This is a genomic window from uncultured Williamsia sp. (assembly GCF_947494875.1).
In the GTDB taxonomy this organism is placed as follows: Bacteria; Actinomycetota; Actinomycetes; order Mycobacteriales; family Mycobacteriaceae; genus Williamsia_A.
This window is the reverse complement of sequence record NZ_CANLWM010000003.1, coordinates 68,527-85,802: the sequence shown is the minus strand read 5'-3', so window position 1 is coordinate 85,802 and position 17,276 is coordinate 68,527. Positions and strand designations below refer to the sequence as shown.

17 protein-coding genes are annotated in these 17,276 nt (G+C 71.2%); 10 read left to right on the top strand and 7 right to left on the bottom strand.

From position 1 onward, the window contains the following. Positions 1-174: 174 nt before the first annotated feature. The 3 genes from Q1A98_RS08585 (at position 175) to Q1A98_RS08575 (ending at position 3,890) form a co-directional block, all read left to right on the top strand. A complete protein-coding gene (locus Q1A98_RS08585) occupies positions 175-1,518 on the top strand; it encodes a TIGR01777 family oxidoreductase (RefSeq protein WP_299572070.1) in 1,344 nt (447 codons plus the stop codon). A 140-nt stretch (positions 1,519-1,658) separates the two neighbouring features. Next, positions 1,659-2,252 carry a GNAT family N-acetyltransferase gene (locus tag Q1A98_RS08580; protein ID WP_299572068.1) on the top strand — a complete coding sequence of 198 codons (594 nt, stop codon included), beginning with the start codon at positions 1,659-1,661 and terminating at the stop codon, positions 2,250-2,252. Positions 2,253-2,411: 159 nt separating this feature from the next. Then, complete coding sequence (locus Q1A98_RS08575) at positions 2,412-3,890, top strand: NAD(P)/FAD-dependent oxidoreductase (RefSeq protein ID WP_299572066.1); 1,479 nt, start codon at positions 2,412-2,414, stop codon at positions 3,888-3,890. Positions 3,891-3,952: 62 nt separating this feature from the next. Here the strand turns inward: Q1A98_RS08575 and Q1A98_RS08570 are convergent, their stop codons facing one another. From Q1A98_RS08570 to Q1A98_RS08540, 7 genes are all read right to left on the bottom strand, one after another. After that, positions 3,953-4,627 carry an urease accessory protein UreD gene (locus tag Q1A98_RS08570; RefSeq protein WP_299572064.1) on the bottom strand — a complete coding sequence of 225 codons (675 nt, stop codon included), beginning with the start codon at positions 4,625-4,627 and terminating at the stop codon, positions 3,953-3,955. A gap of 4 nt (positions 4,628-4,631) precedes the next feature. After that, positions 4,632-5,309: an urease accessory protein UreG gene (gene ureG, locus Q1A98_RS08565; protein ID WP_299572061.1), complete on the bottom strand. Its 678-nt coding sequence runs from the start codon at positions 5,307-5,309 to the stop codon at positions 4,632-4,634. Positions 5,310-5,361: 52 nt separating this feature from the next. Then, positions 5,362-6,018, bottom strand: a complete 657-nt coding sequence (locus Q1A98_RS08560; RefSeq protein ID WP_299572059.1) for an urease accessory UreF family protein — start codon at positions 6,016-6,018, stop codon at positions 5,362-5,364. After that, positions 6,018-7,739, bottom strand: a complete 1,722-nt coding sequence (locus tag Q1A98_RS08555; protein ID WP_299572056.1) for an urease subunit alpha — start codon at positions 7,737-7,739, stop codon at positions 6,018-6,020. Before Q1A98_RS08555 ends, Q1A98_RS08560 begins: the two co-directional genes overlap by 1 nt. Beyond that, positions 7,736-8,047 (bottom strand): urease subunit beta, encoded by a 312-nt coding sequence (locus tag Q1A98_RS08550; RefSeq protein ID WP_299572053.1) that lies wholly within the window; start codon positions 8,045-8,047, stop codon positions 7,736-7,738. The genes Q1A98_RS08555 and Q1A98_RS08550 overlap by 4 nt, the downstream gene beginning before the upstream one ends. Further along, a complete protein-coding gene (locus Q1A98_RS08545) occupies positions 8,044-8,346 on the bottom strand; it encodes an urease subunit gamma (protein WP_299572050.1) in 303 nt (100 codons plus the stop codon). The genes Q1A98_RS08550 and Q1A98_RS08545 overlap by 4 nt, the downstream gene beginning before the upstream one ends. 377 nt (positions 8,347-8,723) lie before the next feature. Then, complete coding sequence (locus Q1A98_RS08540) at positions 8,724-9,140, bottom strand: PaaI family thioesterase (RefSeq protein ID WP_299572047.1); 417 nt, start codon at positions 9,138-9,140, stop codon at positions 8,724-8,726. A 292-nt stretch (positions 9,141-9,432) separates the two neighbouring features. On the opposite strand from Q1A98_RS08540, the gene Q1A98_RS08535 reads away from it, so the two are divergent. The 7 genes from Q1A98_RS08535 to Q1A98_RS08505 all read left to right on the top strand — a co-directional run bounded on the left by Q1A98_RS08535 (position 9,433) and on the right by Q1A98_RS08505 (position 17,246). After that, complete coding sequence (locus Q1A98_RS08535; RefSeq protein ID WP_299572045.1) at positions 9,433-9,822, top strand: BlaI/MecI/CopY family transcriptional regulator; 390 nt, start codon at positions 9,433-9,435, stop codon at positions 9,820-9,822. A gap of 135 nt (positions 9,823-9,957) precedes the next feature. Then, the gene (locus Q1A98_RS08530; RefSeq protein WP_299572043.1) at positions 9,958-10,905 is read left to right on the top strand and encodes a M56 family metallopeptidase; all 948 of its coding nucleotides are present in this window, start codon (positions 9,958-9,960) and stop codon (positions 10,903-10,905) included. 51 nt (positions 10,906-10,956) lie between these two features. Next, positions 10,957-12,417: an NADP-dependent phosphogluconate dehydrogenase gene (gndA, locus tag Q1A98_RS08525; protein ID WP_299572040.1), complete on the top strand. Its 1,461-nt coding sequence runs from the start codon at positions 10,957-10,959 to the stop codon at positions 12,415-12,417. Between the two features lie 9 nt (positions 12,418-12,426). Beyond that, the gene (locus Q1A98_RS08520; protein WP_299572038.1) at positions 12,427-13,866 is read left to right on the top strand and encodes a GuaB1 family IMP dehydrogenase-related protein; all 1,440 of its coding nucleotides are present in this window, start codon (positions 12,427-12,429) and stop codon (positions 13,864-13,866) included. Between the two features lie 7 nt (positions 13,867-13,873). After that, positions 13,874-15,277 carry a hemolysin family protein gene (locus tag Q1A98_RS08515; protein ID WP_299572036.1) on the top strand — a complete coding sequence of 468 codons (1,404 nt, stop codon included), beginning with the start codon at positions 13,874-13,876 and terminating at the stop codon, positions 15,275-15,277. Continuing rightward, entirely contained in the window at positions 15,274-16,350 is a 1,077-nt protein-coding gene (locus tag Q1A98_RS08510) for a hemolysin family protein (RefSeq protein WP_299572034.1), read from the top strand. The genes Q1A98_RS08515 and Q1A98_RS08510 overlap by 4 nt, the downstream gene beginning before the upstream one ends. Beyond that, the gene (locus Q1A98_RS08505) at positions 16,347-17,246 is read left to right on the top strand and encodes a 3-methyladenine DNA glycosylase (protein WP_299572032.1); all 900 of its coding nucleotides are present in this window, start codon (positions 16,347-16,349) and stop codon (positions 17,244-17,246) included. Before Q1A98_RS08510 ends, Q1A98_RS08505 begins: the two co-directional genes overlap by 4 nt. Positions 17,247-17,276: the final 30 nt, after the last annotated feature.

Below are 17,276 nucleotides of genomic sequence, written 5' to 3'. Positions count from 1 at the left end.
CCGCCTCCTCGCCGTCGTCTCGATCGAGTGCCGGATCACCATCGTGGCGATGCGGTCAGCACATTATCGGCACGCGTGACCTCACTGCGGTGTTCGGAGTGTGCCGACTCCCGGATGGGGTGACCGCGTTCACGTCACGCCGCGGCGCATCACGCGCCGCCTACTGTGGAATGCGTGAGCATCCACCGCACCACGGTCGTCCCGGGCGCCATCGACGACGTCTTCGCGTGGCACGAGCGTCCGGGCGCGTTCCGGCGGTTGTCCCCGCCCGGGTCGCCGATCGGTCTGCGGTCGGAGGCCACGTCCATCCGTGACGGCCAGGCCGTGCTGTCCCTCCCGGGCGGCCTGAACTGGGTGGCGTCGCACGAGCCGTCGGGATACCGACCGCCCTTCCAGTTCGTCGACCGGTTGAGCAACTTCCCGCTGCGGGTGCTCACGCCGTGGGAACACACCCACGGGTTCGAGGCCGTCGACGACACGCACACCCGGATCATCGACCACGTCGAGACCCGTGTCCCGGGCTTCGCACTGGCCCCGATGTTCGACTACCGCCACCGCCAGCTGGCGGACGATCTCGCGACCCAGGAGTGGGCGCGCGAACTGTCCCCCGATCCGGTGGTGATCGGCATGACCGGGCACTCCGGGACCATCGGCCAGGCCCTGTCGGCGCTCATGACCACCGGCGGACACCGCGTCGTCGCGCTGGTGCGCCGCGAGCCGACCGGGCCCGACGAACGGCGGTGGGATCCCGACGCCCCCGACTCCGACCTCCTCGACGGGCTGGACATCGTCGTGCACCTGGCGGGCGCTTCCATCGCGGGTCGGTTCACCGATTCCCACGTCGCCGCCGTCCGTGACAGCCGCGTCGGTCCCACCCGGCTGCTCGCCGAGGTCGCCGCCGACGCCCGTGCCGCCGGTCGCGGACCGTCGGTGTTCGTCGCCGGGTCGGCGGTCGGGTACTACGGCGACATCCGCGGAGACGAGGAACTGTCCGAGGACAGCGACCCCGGCACCGGCGTCGTCGCCGACATCGTCCGCGACTGGGAGGCCGCGACCGTCCCCGCCCGCGAGGCCGGTCTGCGGGTGCCGGTGATCCGCACCGGTGTCGTCCAGGCGGCGGCGGGCGGGATGCTCGCTCTGCTGCGACCCCTGTTCACCGCGGGTCTGGGAGGACGGATCGGCGGCGGTCGTCAGTGGTTGCCGTGGATCGGCATCGACGACGTCTGTGACGTCTTCTACCGCGCCGCACTCGACGAGCGCCTCGACGGTCCGATCAACGCCGTGGCGCCCGCACCCGTCCGCAACGCGGAGTTCACCCGCACCCTGGGGCACGTCCTGCACCGCCCCACGGTCCTGCCGGTGCCGGCGATCGCCCCGGAACTGCTGCTGACGCCGACGGGCGCGCGGTCCTTGGCGCTGGCCGACCAGCGCGTGGTGCCCACCCGGCTGCTCGAGCTCGGCCACCGGTTCCGCATGCCCGACCTCGAGCAGGTGCTGCGCCACCAGCTCGGACACTGACCCTCGGGACGCCCGCGTCGCGTCGGACGGGCGCACGACACGACGCCCGATCCATCCCGTCTCCGTCGTCGGACGGTTTTAGGATGAGACCACCCCGCGGGCGGTGACCGATGCCCGCGCACGTCGGCGGAGGTGGGTCGGTGATCATCGAGACCCCGCACCTGCGCCTGCGTCCGGTGAGCGCCGATGACATCGCCGACCTCGTCGACCTCGACAGCGACCCCGCGGTCATGCGCTACGTGTCCGGCGGTGCGCCCACCCCGGAGGAGACCATCGCCCACTGGGTCGTCCCGCGTGCGGTCGCGGCGCTCGCCGCCGGGAACGGCGCCGGGATGTGGATGGCGCACGACCGTCGGAGTTCCTTCGTCGGCTGGTTCGCCCTGCGGGCACCGCGCCACAGCGCGTCCCCGGAACTGGAACTCGCCTACCGCCTGCGGCGCACCGCGTGGGGGCTCGGCTACGGGACAGCCGGATCGCGGGCGCTGCTGCGTCACGCCTTCGAGACGGGGCCCACCGACCGGGTGTTCGCGGGGACGATGGCCGTCAACGCGGCGTCGCGGCGGGTGATGGAGAAATCGGGCATGCGCCTTGCCGCGCTGCACCAGGCCGACGACCCCGCGGTCGACGGTTACGAGCGCGGGGAGGTCGAGTACGAGATCCTGCGCAGCCACTGGGAATCCGGCGAGCTCGCCTGGGCTCCGCGCCGCGCGCGGCACGCGCACCTCATCGCCTGAGGACGTCCTCCGCGACGTGTCTGCCCTCGGGCGCGTGGGCGTCGCCTCGATTGACTACCGTTGGGGTGAGCGGACGGCATCGACGACGTCGTGACACCACCCCCGTCACGGCACCAGGGACCGCCCGGCTGCCACCAGCGACGAACACAGGAGCTCCGCATGAACGCTTCCACCGAGGCGCGCCCGCACCGCGTGGTCATCATCGGGTCCGGATTCGGCGGCCTGTTCGGTGCGCAACGCCTGCGCAAGGCGAACGTCGAGGTCACCCTGATCGCCCGGACCACCCACCACCTCTTCCAGCCGATGCTCTACCAGGTCGCGACCGGCATCGTCAGCGAGGGCGAGATCGCCCCGGCCACCCGTCAGGTGCTGCGCCGACAGAAGAACGCAACGGTCCTGCTCGGTGACGTCGAGAAGATCGACCTCGAGCGCAAGGTCGTCACGTCGCGCCTGCTCACGCGCATGACTGAGACCCCCTACGACAGCCTCATCATCGCCGCGGGTGCCGCCCAGTCGTACTTCGGCAACGACCACTTCGCCGAGTTCGCCCCGGGCATGAAGACCATCGACGACGCCCTCGAGCTGCGCGGCCGGATCCTCGGCGCCTTCGAGCAGGCCGAGTTGTCCGACGACCCCGAGGAGCGCGCCCGCCTGCTGACCTTCGTCGTCGTCGGTGCGGGACCGACGGGTGTCGAACTCGCCGGCCAGATCGCGGAGATGTCGGACAAGACGCTCAAGGACGCGTTCCGCAACATCGACCCGACGCAGGCGCGGGTGATCCTGCTCGACGCCGCGCCCGCCGTGCTGCCGCCGATGGGCGAGAACCTCGGGACCAAGGCCGCACGACGCCTGGAGAAGCTCGGTGTCGAGATCCAGCTCAACGCGATGGTCGTCGACCTCGACTACGACGGCCTGACCGTCAAGGAGAAGGACGGCACCACCCGACGCATCGAGTCGCAGTGCAAGGTGTGGTCGGCCGGTGTGGCCGCCAGCCCGCTCGGCACGCAGCTCGCCGAACAGAGCGAGGTCGAACTCGACCGCGCCGGCCGCGTCAAGGTCGAGCCCGACCTGTCGATCAAGGGCCACCCCGAGGTGTTCGTCGTCGGCGACATGATGTCGGTCGAGAACGTCCCCGGGCAGGCGCAGGGCGCCATCCAGGGCGGGCGTTACGCCGCCGACGCCATCGTCGCCGGGCTCAAGGGCCAGACGCCGGACCAGCGCACGCCGTTCAAGTACAAGGACAAGGGCTCGATGGCCACGGTGTCGCGGTTCAGCGCCGTGATGAGCGTCCCGATCCCGTTCACGCAGAAGCGATTCGAGACCGAGGGCTTCTTCGCCTGGATGGGGTGGCTCGCGCTGCACCTGGTCTACATCGTCGGCTTCCGCAGCCGGTTGTCGACGATCATCGACTGGGCCGTCGCGTTCAGCACCTGGGGCCGATCGCAGCTGACGGTGACCGAGCAGCAGGTGTACGCGCGCACCGCGATGGACCACCTCCACCATCTGGAGGCGGCGAACAAGCTGGACGAGGAACCGCCGATCCCGGCCATCGCCGAACCCGATCCCGAGCCGACGACCCCGGCGTCGGACTCCACCACCGACGCCGACGCCAAGGACGAGGCCCGCGCTACGGGCTGATCCCGTCGTCGCATGCCTCGGCGCCGGATTTCTCGACGCCGCATTTCTCGGCGCCCGGTCCCTCAGCGCCCGATCGTCGCCTCCGCGGATCGCGCGTCGGCGACGGTCCGTCCCAAGGCGGTGACGAGCGAGGCGCCGCCGGCCACGGCCATCCGCGTCGCCGTGCGCGACGTCGAGACGTCCCCGCCGCCGGCGTCGGGGTAGGCGAACCGGCTGACGACGGCGCTGTGGTGATCGCCGAGCACTGACCCCGCGCCCAGTTCGAGGCGGTGACGCAGCGTCGGGGTGTCGTCGACGTCGACCCACAGTCGACCCGACCACGCACCCCCGGTCTCACCGTGTCGCCCGATCTGTGCACTCTCGTCGATCTCGACCGTGGCGGTCCGCGCCAACCGCACCCGTGTGGTGGTCTCGTGGGCTGCGGTCGCGGCGACGACGGTCGGCTGCGGCGCAAGGCACAGCCGTCCCGTGTCGGCGACGTCGACGGTCCATCCGGCACTCGAGTGCGGGTCGATCCGGGCGGGCAGCGCGATGGTCGCGGCCACCGTGCCGAGCCACAGCCGGGCTCCCGGCTCGACCTCGACACGGATGTCGATGCGATCGCCACCGAGCGGTGTGGCAGCGGTCGAGATCAGGTGCAGCGCATCGACGCCGGTGCGGCGCACGGCGAGACCGCCGACGGCGCAGGACCACGGGGAGCGGCCGGCGCGCGCGACCACGTGGACGACGGTGTGCACCCGCTCAGCGCACCTCGGCGAGCTGTCGCCGGACCCAGCCCAGGACATCGGTCGCGGCCGGGTCCTCCGTCAACGAGATCAACGCGGTCGGCCGCTCGCCGCGCACCGCGGCGGCGTCGCGTTCCATCACCGACAGGTCGGCCCCGACCATCGGCGCGAGGTCGGTCTTGTTGACCACCAACAGATCCGAGAACGTCACCCCCGGTCCGCCCTTGCGCGGCACCTTGTCACCGCCGGCGACGTCGATGACGAAGATCTGGACGTCGATGAGGCCGGTGGAGAACGTCGCGGTGAGGTTGTCGCCCCCGGACTCGACCAGTATCAGGTCGAGTGGCGGGTTGTGGTCGACGAGATCGTCGATGGCGTCGAGGTTGGCGGTGATGTCGTCGCGGATGGCGGTGTGCGGGCACCCACCGGTCTGCACGGCGGTGATCCTTTCATCGGGCAAAACTGCGTTGCGCCGCAGGAAGTCCGCGTCCTCGGTGGTGTAGATGTCGTTGGTCAGCACCGCCACCGACAGCTCGTCGCGCAGCTGGCGACACAGCGCGGCCACGAGCGCCGTCTTGCCGGACCCGACGGGCCCGCCGATGCCGACGCGCAGGGCTTCGCCCGGCTGCCGGGTGCGTCGCGGGCGGTCCGGCGCGTGGCTGTGGGGTTGTCCGTCGATGAGATGCGGGGGCATCGGTGTCACCGTCCTTCTCTGCGTACCGCGCTGCGGTGGTGGGGTGTCGTGGTCACGACGCGAACAGGGGCATCTCGCGGCGCTCGTGCCGTTCGGCGAGCACGTCGTACACCGGGTCGGACAGGTCGGCGAGCTCGAGGGCGGCGGCGTCCGCGGTCTCCTCGCACAGCGCCGCGAGGTCCATGGTGATCATCGCGACGTCGGCGGGGTCGAGGGCGAGCAACCGCTGCCCGGCTGTCGCCGACCCGGTCATCGCCGTGTAGACGTGCACCAGGGCGACGTGGCGGCCCGACATCCCGCACAGCGATCCCACCGTCCCCGCGATCACCGGGAGGTGGGTGCGGGGGATGTGCCCCGACAGGTCGTGGTGGGGCCAGCGGCGCCGGGCCAGTCGCAGCATCCCGCGCCCCTGGGCCAGCGACGCTGCGCGCGCCGCGGACGACGGTGTGCGGGCGTCGGTCTCGACCTGGGCGGCCGCGGGCGTCAGACGCCCGTCGGCGACCGCGGCGGCGATCGACGCGGCGACCAGCGCACCGGTGACGATGCGGCGCCGCAGGTACGTCTCGAGACCGGCCGCGTCGACGACGATGCCGTCGGCGATGGCCTGTTCGACCCCACCCGAGTGGACGTGGCCACCGACGGGCAGTCGGGAGTCGGCGAGGGTCAACAGCATGGCGAGGGTGCCGTCGGGCGGCGCGGGGGCTGCCATCAGAAGAGGAAGTACCGCTGCGCCATCGGCAGGGTCTGCGCGGGCGACTCGGTCCAGACCTCCCCGTCGATCGAGACGGTGAAGGTGTCCGGGTCGACGCGGATGTCGGGGGTCGCGTCGTTGCGGGGCATGTCGGCCTTGCCGATCGATCGGACACCCTTCACCGCGGCGAGACGACGCCGCACCCCGAGCCGGTCGGCGAGACCGTCGTCGAGGGCCTGCTGGGCCACGAACGTCAGCGACGTGGCCGCGGCCACCGGTGGCGCCGCGCCGAACATCGGTCGGTTCAGCACCGGCTGCGGCGTGGGGATGGAGGCGTTGGCGTCGCCCATGGCGGCCCATGCGATCGCACCGCCCTTGACGACGACGTGCGGACGGATCCCGAAGAACGCCGGCTCCCACAGCACGAGGTCGGCCAGCTTGCCCACCTCGACCGAGCCGATCTCGTGGTCGAGACCATGCGCCACCGCGGGACAGATCGTGTACTTCGCGACATAGCGCTGCGCGCGGTTGTTGTCCGCGCGGCCGTCACCCTCGAGGCTGCCGCGTCGGGCCTTCATCGCGTGCGCGGTCTGCCAGGTCCGCAGCACCACCTCGCCGATGCGGCCCATCGCCTGTGCGTCCGAGCCGATCATCGAGATGGCACCCATGTCGTGCAGCAGGTCCTCGGCCGCGATCGTCGACGGACGGATCCGACTCTCGGCGAATGCGAGGTCCTCGGGGACGCTCGGGTTGAGGTGGTGGCACACCATCAACATGTCGAGGTGCTCGTCGAGGGTGTTCACCGTGTGCGGCCGGGTCGGGTTCGTCGAACTCGGCAGGACGTTGGGATGGCTTGCGACGGTGATGATGTCGGGCGCGTGACCACCTCCGGCGCCCTCCGTGTGATACGCGTGGATGCCCCGGCCGGCGATCGCGCCCAGGGTCTGCTCGACGTATCCGGCCTCGTTCAGGGTGTCGGAGTGCAGTGCCACCTGCACACCCATCTCGTCGGCGACACGCAGCGCCGCGTCGATGGCCGCGGGAGTGCTCCCCCAGTCCTCGTGCACCTTGAACCCCGACGCGCCGGCGAGGATCTGTTCCCGCATCGCGTCGGCGCCGGTCGTGTTGCCCTTGCCCAGCAGCGCGATGTTCAGCGGCCAGTGGTCGGTCGCGGCGATCATCGACGCCAGGTGCCACGCGCCCGGCGTGACGGTGGTGGCCTTGCTGCCCTCGGCGGGTCCCGTGCCGCCGCCGATGAGGGTGGTGACCCCGTTCGACAGGGCCTCGTCCATGATCTGCGGGCAGATGAAGTGGACGTGGCAGTCGATGGCGCCGGCGGTGACGATCTTGCCGTTGCCAGCGATGATCTCGGTGCTGGGCCCGATGACGAGGTCGGGGTGGACGCCGTCCATGGTGTCGGGGTTGCCGGCCTTGCCCAGCGCGACGATCCGACCGTCGCGGATCCCGAGATCCGCCTTGACGATCCCCCAGTGGTCGAGGACGACGACGCCGGTGATGACGGTGTCCGGGGTGCCGTCGGCGCGGGTGGCCCGCGACTGTCCCATCGACTCGCGGATCACCTTCCCGCCGCCGAAGACGGCCTCCTCGCCGGCGAGCCCCGGTCCGCCACAGCGGTCCTCGGTGATCTCGACGAGCAGATCGGTGTCGGCCAGTCGGATCCGGTCACCGACCGTCGGCCCGAAGAGCTGCGCGTAGCGGTCGCGACCCAGCGAACTCATCGGTCGAGCTCCCCGGGCGCGTCGAGCGACAGCCCGGGGACGACGCGGGCGCCCGCGATCGGGATCAGCGACACCGACATCTCGATCCCGGGTTCGAACCGCACGGCGGTGCCGGCCGGGATGTCGAGGCGCAGCCCGTGGGCAGCGTCGCGGTCGAATCGCAACGCCGCGTTGGCCTGCGGGAAGTGGTAGTGGCTCCCGACCTGGACCGGTCGGTCGCCTGCGTTGACCACGGTCAGCTCGGTCACCGGTGCGCCTGCGTTGATCTCGATGTCGCCCTCGTCGCAGAGGACCTCACCGGGGATCATGCGATCGGCTCGTGGACGGTGACGAGCTTGGTGCCGTCGGGGAAGGTGGCCTCCACCTGGACGTCGTGGATCATCTCGGGCACTCCGTCCATGACGTCGGATCGGGCCAGCACACTTCGTCCGCTCGTCATCAGGTCCGCCACCGACCGCCCGTCGCGGGCGCCCTCGAGGACGTGGTCGGTGATGACGGCGACCGCCTCGGGGTGGTTCAGCCTCAGGCCGCGACCCTGGCGACGTCGCGCGAGTTCGGCTGCGTAGGAGATCATCAGCCGTTCCTGCTCGTGCGGCGTCAACCTCATCGCATCACTCCTCCGCTGCGGACCGGCGCCCGATCGTGTCGGTCATCGTGCCACGCACCGCGGCACCTCGTCGCGGCGAACACGACCGCCTCACCGTCGGTCGGCCACCCCGCGCCGTTCGTCGGGCACCTGGAACCGTTCGTTGGGCAGCTGGAGCCGTTCGTTGGGCACTTGGAGCCGTTGGTTGGGCACTTGGAGCCGTTCGTTGGGCGCCTGGAACCGTTCGTTGGGCGGTCGGAACCGTTCGTTGGGCGGTCGGAGCCTGTTCATCGGGCGCTGAGGCAGCTTCACCGCTCCAACAGCGCCTCACTCGGTTTCACCTGCCCGACGAGTGGTTCCTACCGCCCAACGAGTGGTTCCTGCCGCCAACAGACGGGTCAGCGGCCGGGCTGGTCCAGATTCTGCAGCCGCACGCGTCCCTGGGCGACGAGTCGGCCGTCGCCGTCGGTGATGTCGACCTGCCAGAGCTGCTGCGACCGGCCCCGGTGGATGGGCGTGGCCTGCCCGGTCACATCGCCCTCGCTGACCGCCTTGAGGAAGTCGGTCGAGTTGTTGACCCCGACCACCCGTGGCGGCAACCCCTGGTCCTGCAGCCACTGCGCCGCCGACATGCTCGCGAGGCTCTCGACCAGCGCGCAGTGGACGCCGCCGTGGACGATCCCGAACGGTTGGTGGTGTTCGGGGGCCACCGTGAACGACGCCCGGGATCCGTCCCCGCTGACGTGGTCCCACCGGAAGGACAGGTGACTGTCGAGGCCGGCGCCGATCAGGTCGCTGTCGAGAGAGTTGGTCATCGTCGGAGCCTAACCAGCGGTCCGACGGGCCCCGGACAGACCGACAGGCCCCGCACCGGGTGGGTGCGGGGCCTGCCGTGGCGTGGACCGGGGGTCTCTGCAGCCCTCAGGACGCTCACGCGGTCCGACGTGATGAAGATAGGCTATCCTTACCTTCATGGTCAAGAGCTACGCCGCCATCACTTCCGCCCCGCATCGGCCGGGGTCGCGCGCCGCGGGCGCGCGTGATGTCGGACAACCTGGCCGCATGGCGGGAGCGCGACGGACCGGCCCGGTCGGTAGAGTCAAGAAGATGAGCGGTTTGGGAGATCTCGAGCGCGCCGTGATGGACAATCTGTGGTCCAGCGACGAGGCGCTGACAGTGCGGCAGGTGCATGCCGCCCTGTCGGAGAACCGCGACCTCGCCTACACCACCGTGATGACCGTTCTCCAGCGGCTGGCGAAGAAGAACCTCGTCACGCAGATCCGCGACGACCGCGCCCATCGCTACTCCCCCACGCATCCCCGCGAGGACCTCGTCGCCAGCCTGATGGTCGACGCCCTCAGCGAGGCCGACGAGTCGACGTCGCGGCACGCCGCCCTGGTGTCGTTCGTCGGACGCGTCGGCGCCGACGAGGCGGCCGCACTGCGCCGCGCCCTCGACGAGTTGGAATCGGCCCGTGGAGACTCCGACCGCTCGTGACCGCGGTGTCCGCGACCGCCGGACCACGACCGTCCGGCGGGTATCCTCGGACGTGTTCGGGCCGTTGACCCGGACCGTTCGCGACCTCCGCCCCGCGCGTCGTGCGCGATCTCGACACCGCAGTGAGGACACCCGATGACCGCCGCGGCGTTCGGGCTGATGGCACTGGTCCTCGTGGGCCCCGTGCCCGACCGCCTGTCCCGTGCCACCTGGCCGCTTCACGCCCCGCGTGCGGCCATGGCCCTGTGGCAGGCCATCGCAGTTGCCGCCGTCCTCTCGGCGTTCAGCTGCGGACTGGCCATCGCGGCCAACCTGCTGGTCCCGGGACCCGACGGCCGCCCGACCACCAACCCGCTCGACGAGATCAGCTCCCTGGGCATCGTCCTGTGGTCGATCTACGTCGGCGTCTTCCTGCTGACGCTCTTCATCGGCGCCCGACTGATGTACACGGTCGTCCGCGTGGGCGTCCGCACGCGAGCGCGCCGCGCCGCGCACCGCACCCTCATCGACCTGCTCGACAAGCTCGACCGCAGCGACTGCGACGGCGCGCTGCTGGCCCGTGATGTCCGGATGCTCGCCGTCGAGCAACCGATCGCCTACTGCCTGCCGGGTCTGCGCCAGCGCGTCGTCCTCAGCGAGGGCGTCATCGCCCGGCTCTCCCACGACGAGCTCGAGGCCGTGATCACCCACGAACGCGCGCACCTGCGGGCCCGCCACGACCTGATCCTCGAGGCGTTCATCGCCGTGCACGAGGCGTTCCCCCGTTTCATCCGCAGCCGGTCGGCGCTCGGCGCCGTGCAGCTGCTCGTCGAGGTCCTCGCCGACGACCACGCCGTCCGTGCCACCGGGCCCACCCCGTTGGGCCGCGCCCTCGTCGCCTGCGCCGACTCCGTCGCCCCCCGTGGCGCGCTCGCCGTCGGCGGTCCGACGACCCTCACGCGCGTCCGTCGCCTCTGCCACGACTCCCCCGCGCGGTGGCCGTCGGCCGCCGCGTACACCGCGGCCGCGGGCATCCTCGTGCTGCCCACGCTCGCGGTCGCCATCCCCTGGCTGACCGAGCTCAGCCGACTGCTCACCGCATGAGGCGCGCGTCCTGCGGGACCGTCACCGGCGCACAGGTCATAGGCTGAGCACATGACACAAGCCTCGGGTGACTCCTCGACCACCGCGCGCGCCCAGATCGGCGTGACGGGACTGGCCGTCATGGGGTCCAACATCGCGCGCAACCTGGCCCGACACGGACACACCGTCGCCCTGCACAACCGGACGACCGCCAAGACCGACGCCCTGCTCGAGAAGCACGGCGACGATGGCGATTTCGTGCGCACCGAGTCGATGGAGGAGTTCGTCGCCGCACTGGAGAAGCCGCGGCGCGTGCTCATCATGGTCAAGGCCGGCGATCCCACCGACGCGGTCATCTCCGAACTCGCCGACCTCATGGAGGACGGCGACGTCATCATCGACGGCGGCAACTCGCTGTACACCGACACCATCCGGCGCGAGAAGGAGATGAGCGAGCGCAACCTCAACTTCGTCGGCGCCGGTATCTCCGGCGGCGAGGTCGGCGCGCTCGAGGGACCCTCGATCATGCCGGGAGGGCCGGCCGAGGCCTACGAGTCGCTGGGCCCGCTGCTCGAGTCGATCTCGGCCCACGTCGACGGCGAGCCCTGCTGCACGCACATCGGCCCCGACGGGTCGGGCCACTTCGTGAAGATGGTCCACAACGGCATCGAGTACGCCGACATGCAGCTCATCGGCGAGGCCTACGACCTGCTCCGTCGCGCGCTCGGCATGGACGTGGACCAGATCGCCGACGTGTTCCGGGACTGGAACTCCGGCGACCTCGAGAGCTACCTGGTCGAGATCACCGCCGAGGTGCTGTCGCAGAAGGACGCCGAGACCGGCAAACCCCTCGTCGACGTCATCGTCGACGCCGCGGGCCAGAAGGGCACCGGCCGGTGGACGGTGAAGTCCGCGCTCGACCTCGGCGTACCGGTCACCGGCATCGGCGAGGCCGTCTTCGCCCGCGCGCTGTCCAGCGAGTTGGACCAGCGCGCCGCGGCCACCGACCTCAAGCCCGGCACGATCGGCGAGAAGCCCACCGACAGCGAGGCGTTCGTCGCCGACGTCCGCGCGGCGCTCTACGCGTCGAAGGTGATCGCCTACGCCCAGGGCTTCGACCAGATCCGCGCGGGCAGCGAGGAGTACGACTGGGACCTGCACCCCGGTGCCATGGCCACCATCTGGCGTGGCGGCTGCATCATCCGCGCGCAGTTCCTCAACCGCATCCGCGACGCGTACGACGAGAACCCCGACCTGAAGAGCCTGCTGCTCGCGCCGTACTTCCGCGACGCGGTCGAGGAAGGTGTGGAGAGCTGGCGTCGTGTCGTGACAACGGCGGCGAGCCTCGGGATCCCCGCGCCGGCGTTCTCGTCGTCGCTGGCCTACTACGACGGCCTGCGGTCGGAGCGCCTTCCCGCCGCCCTCACCCAGGGTCTGCGCGACTACTTCGGCGCCCACACCTACCAGCGCGTCGACAAGGAGGGCACGTTCCACACACTGTGGAGCGAGGACCGCTCCGAGGTGGAGGCCTGAGACACCGCCGTGCGTTTCCTCGACGGACACCAGATCACGACCGATCTCACCTATGACGACGTCTTCGTCGTCCCCGGGCGCAGCGATGTCGCCTCCCGCTTCGACGTCGACCTGACGACCTCCGACGGGTCCGGTGCGACCATCCCGATCGTCGTCGCCAACATGACGGCGGTCGCGGGCAAGCGCATGGCCGAGACCGTCGCACGGCGCGGCGGGATCGTCGTCCTGCCGCAGGACCTGCCGGCCGCGGCCGCCGCCGAGTCCATCGCGACGGTCAAGAGCCGCGACCTCGTCGCCGACACCCCGGTCACCCTCGGACCCGACGACGCCGTCTCCGACGCACTCGCGTTGCTGCCGAAGCGGTCCCATGGCGCAGGGGTCGTCGTCGACGGCGAGGGCCGCGCGCTGGGCGTCGTCACGGCGGCGGCATGCACCGGCGTCGACCGGTTCGCTCGCCTGTCGGAGGTGCTCGACCCGGCGATCGTGTCGGTGCCGGTCGACACCGAGCCGCGCAAGGTGTTCGACGCCCTGTCCGACCAGCACCTCGGGCTCGCGGTGCTGACGGCACCCGACGGGACCATGGTCGGCGTCCTGACCCGCACCGGCGCCGTCCGCGCGGGCATCTACACCCCGAACACCGACGGCCACGGACGGCTGCGGGTGGCCGCGGCCATCGGCATCAACGGAGACGTCGCCGGCAAGGCGGCCGCGCTCGCGCGTGCCGGCGCCGACCTGCTCGTCGTCGACACCGCCCACGGCCACCAGGAGAAGATGATCACGGCCGTCCGCGCGGTCGCCGAGGCCGATCTCGGCCTGCCCATCGCGGCGGGCAACGTGGTGTCCGCCCAGGGCACCGCTGATCTCCTCGACGCCGGCGCATCGATCATCAAGGTCGGTGTCGGACCGGGCGCGATGTGCACCACCCGGATGATGACCGGCGTCGGGCGCCCCCAGTTCTCGGCCGTCGCCGAGTGCGCGGCCGTCGCCCGCGCCCGCGGCGCGCACGTGTGGGCCGACGGCGGCGTCCGTCACCCCCGCGACGTGGCGCTGGCCCTCGCGGCCGGGGCGTCGAACGTGATGATCGGCTCCTGGTTCGCGGGCACCCACGAATCACCCGGTGACCTGCACCACGACCCGTCCGGGCGCGCCTACAAGGAGAGCTTCGGCATGGCGTCGAAACGAGCGGTCGCCGCGCGCACCGCCGGCGACAGCGCGTTCGACAGAGCCCGCAAGGGCCTGTTCGAGGAGGGGATCTCGAGCTCGCGGATCCTCCTCGACCCGGCCCGCCCCGGCGTGGAGGACCTCATCGACCACATCTGTTCCGGTGTGCGCAGCACCGCGACCTATGTCGGGGCACGGACCCTCGACGAGCTGCACGAGCAGGTCGTGCTGGGGGTGCAGTCGGCCGCCGGATTCGCCGAGGGGCGCCCCCTGCCGACCGGGTGGTGACGCCGGCGTGCAGACCCTGATCCTCGTCGGGAGCCTGATCGGGTTCATCGCCCTCACGCTGGGCACCGCGTTGTTCGTCGCGGCGGAGTTCTCGCTCACCGCGCTCGAACGGTCGACGGTCGACGCCGACCTGCACCGCCGCGACGACCGCCGCGCCCGCCAGGTCGCCCGCGCGCACCGAAGCCTCTCGTTCCAGCTGTCCGGCGCGCAGCTCGGCATCACCATCACCACCCTGGTCACCGGCTACATCGCCGAACCGGTGCTGGCGCAGCTGTTCGGGCCGGCGCTGGAGGCCGCAGGTGCGGGCGACGAGCTCACCGACGTGCTCTCGATCGTCCTGGCCCTCGTCGTCGCAACCTCGCTGTCGATGGTGCTCGGCGAACTCATCCCGAAGAACGCGGCCATCGCCCGGCCGCTGCCGACCGCACGGGCCACCGCGGGTCCGATGGTCGGGTTCTCGGCGATCTTCTCCTGGGCGATCCGCGGGACCAACGGCACCGCGAACTGGGTGGTCCGTCGGCTCGGTATCGAACCGGCCGAGGAACTGCGCTCGGCACGCTCACCGGAGGAACTCGGATCACTCGTGCGGAACTCCGCCCGCGAGGGATCGCTCGACCAGAGCACCGCCATCCTCGTCGGACGGTCCCTCCGATTCGGCGAGCTCACCGCCGAGGAGCTGATGACCCCGCGTTCGACGGTGGAGGCGCTCGACGAGACCGCCGACGTCCGCGACCTGATCCTCGCCGCGTCGCAGACCGGTTTCAGCCGCTTCCCCGTCGTCGTCGACGGTGACCTCGACAACATCCGCGGGTTCGTGCACATCAAACAGGCGTTCACACTCCCTGTCGCGCAGCGTCGGTCGACGACGATGGGCGACATCGCCCGACCCGTCCCCGTGGTCCCCGACAGCCTCGACGGCGACGCTCTCATGGCCCGGATCCGCGGCGACGGCCTGCAGGTCGCGGTCGTCGTCGACGAGTACGGCGGCACCGCAGGCATCGTCACCACCGAGGACCTCATCGAGGAGATCGTCGGCGACGTCACCGACGAGCACGACGACGAACAGGCCGACGTCTCGCGCTCCGACGACGGGTGGGTGTGCTCGGGTCTGCTGCGGATCGACGAACTCACCTCCGCGACCGGGTACCACGCCCCCGACGGCGACTACGACACCCTGGGCGGGCTCGTCGTCGCACTGCTCGGACGCATCGCCGCAGAGGGCGACGTCGTCGCACTGCCCGAACGCAACGAGAGCGAGGAGGACTCCGGCGCCGACCCGGTCCCGCCGCCGCCGCGATGGCAGGCCCGGGTGGTGCGGATGGACGGCCGGCGCGTCGACGTCGTCGCGATCTCCGCTCTCGACTCCGACGCCCCGCCCGCCGAATCCGCCCCCGAGGAGGTGGACCGGTGAACGACTGGCTCGGGGTCCTGATCGCCGTCGCACTGCTCGCCGGCAACGCGTTCTTCGTCGGCGCGGAGTTCTCACTGATCTCCGCCCGTCGCGACCGGCTCGAGACACTGGCCGAGCAGGGGAAGCGCCGCGCGCGCACCGTGATCCGCGCCGGTCAGGACCTGTCGCTCATGCTCGCGGGCGCCCAACTCGGCATCACGGTCTGTTCCATCCTGCTGGGTCGCGTCGGCGAGCCGGCGGTCGCGCACCTCATCGAGGCACCGATGGATCTCGTCGGCATCCCCGACGCACTGCTGCACCCGATCGGTTTCACCATCGCGCTGATCCTCGTCGTCGCGCTGCACATCCTGCTCGGCGAGATGGTGCCGAAGAACATCGCGCTCGCCGGTCCCGAGGCGTCGGCGATGCTGCTGGTACCGATCCACCTGGCGTGGATCCGGATTGCCAAGCCGTTCATCGCCTTCTACAACCTGGCGGCGAACCTCACGCTGCGAGTGCTGCGAATCCAGCCGCGCGACGAGCTCGACGCGACGGTGTCGGCGGGTGAGCTCGCCGAGATGATCGGCGAGTCCCGCCAGGAGGGACTCATCGACGCCGAGGAGCACGAACGGCTGACCCGTGCGCTGCGCACCGCGGGTCGCACCGTCTCGGAGGTCGCGATCCCCCTGGACGACCTGCGCAGCGTCCGCGCGACCACCGACCCCGCGACCGGGCGCACCGGCCCCACCCTCGGGTCGATCGAGCGGGCCGTGTCCGAGACGGGGTTCTCGCGGTTCCCCGTCCGCGGCACCGACGGCACCTTCACCGGATATCTGCACCTCAAGGACGTCCTCGACGAGATCCTCGACGAGAGCGTCGGACCGGACACGATCATCGGGGCCGACACGATCCGGCCGCTGCCGGTGATCTCCGGCGACACCTCCCTCGACGAGGCCACCGCGTCGCTCCGCCGGACCAGCGCGCACCTCGGGACCGTCGTCGACGGCAACGGTCGCACCACCGGCGTCGTCGCCCTCGAGGATCTCGTCGAGGAGTTCGTCGGCACCGTCCGCGACGAGACGCACCGGATATGAGGGTCCTCACCGTCGACGACTGGACCACCCGTGCCGCCGACCACGCCGCGCGGGTGGGAGCACTGCTCGACGCCCACCCGCAGCATCTTCCGGACGGTCGCGATCATCCGGTGTGGCAGTTCCTGTTCCGCTACTACAGTCACAAGCCGGCCCGACTGCGCCGCTGGCACCCCGGCTTCGGCGTCGGACTCGCCGGGGCACCGGATCACCGCGACTGGCCGCACTACGTCCGCGTCGACGACGCGGCGGGCGGCTCCGTGGTCACCGTCGGCCACGCCCACCTCGACGCCCGCCGCGACACGGTCGCCCATGTGACCCGCCTGCTGTCGGCGACGGCCGGGCGCGCCCCCCGATGGAACTGTTTCGGGCTGCACGAGTGGGCGATGGTCTACCGCGACAGCGCCGTGCGCCGCCACCACGTCCCGCTGCGCCTGTCCCCCGCCGAGACCGATCGCGTCGTCGACCGCCAGGGTCTGCGCTGCACCCACTTCGACGCGTTCCGGTTCTTCACCGACGACGCGGTCGGGCGGAACACGCAGGAGCTGACGCGGGCGACACAGGTCGCGACCGAGCAGCCGGGCTGCGTCCACGCGGGCATGGACCTCTACAAGTGGGCCACCAAACTCGAAGCGCTGGTGGGCTCCGACGTCGTCGTCGACGCCCTCGCGCTGGCGTTCGACCTCCGCGAGCTCGACATGCGCGCGAGCCCCTACGACCTGCGCGATCTCGGCTTCGCACCCGTGGCCGTCGAGACCCCGCGGGGACGCGCGCAGTACGTCGCCCACCAGCGAGAACTCGCCGACCGGGCCGCGTCCATCAGGTCCGACCTACTCGCCCGGTGCCGGTCTCTGGCGTCGGCCACCACCGTGGACGAACCGCTCACTACCGCTGAGTAGGATTGATCCCCGGATCACCGCGAGGACACC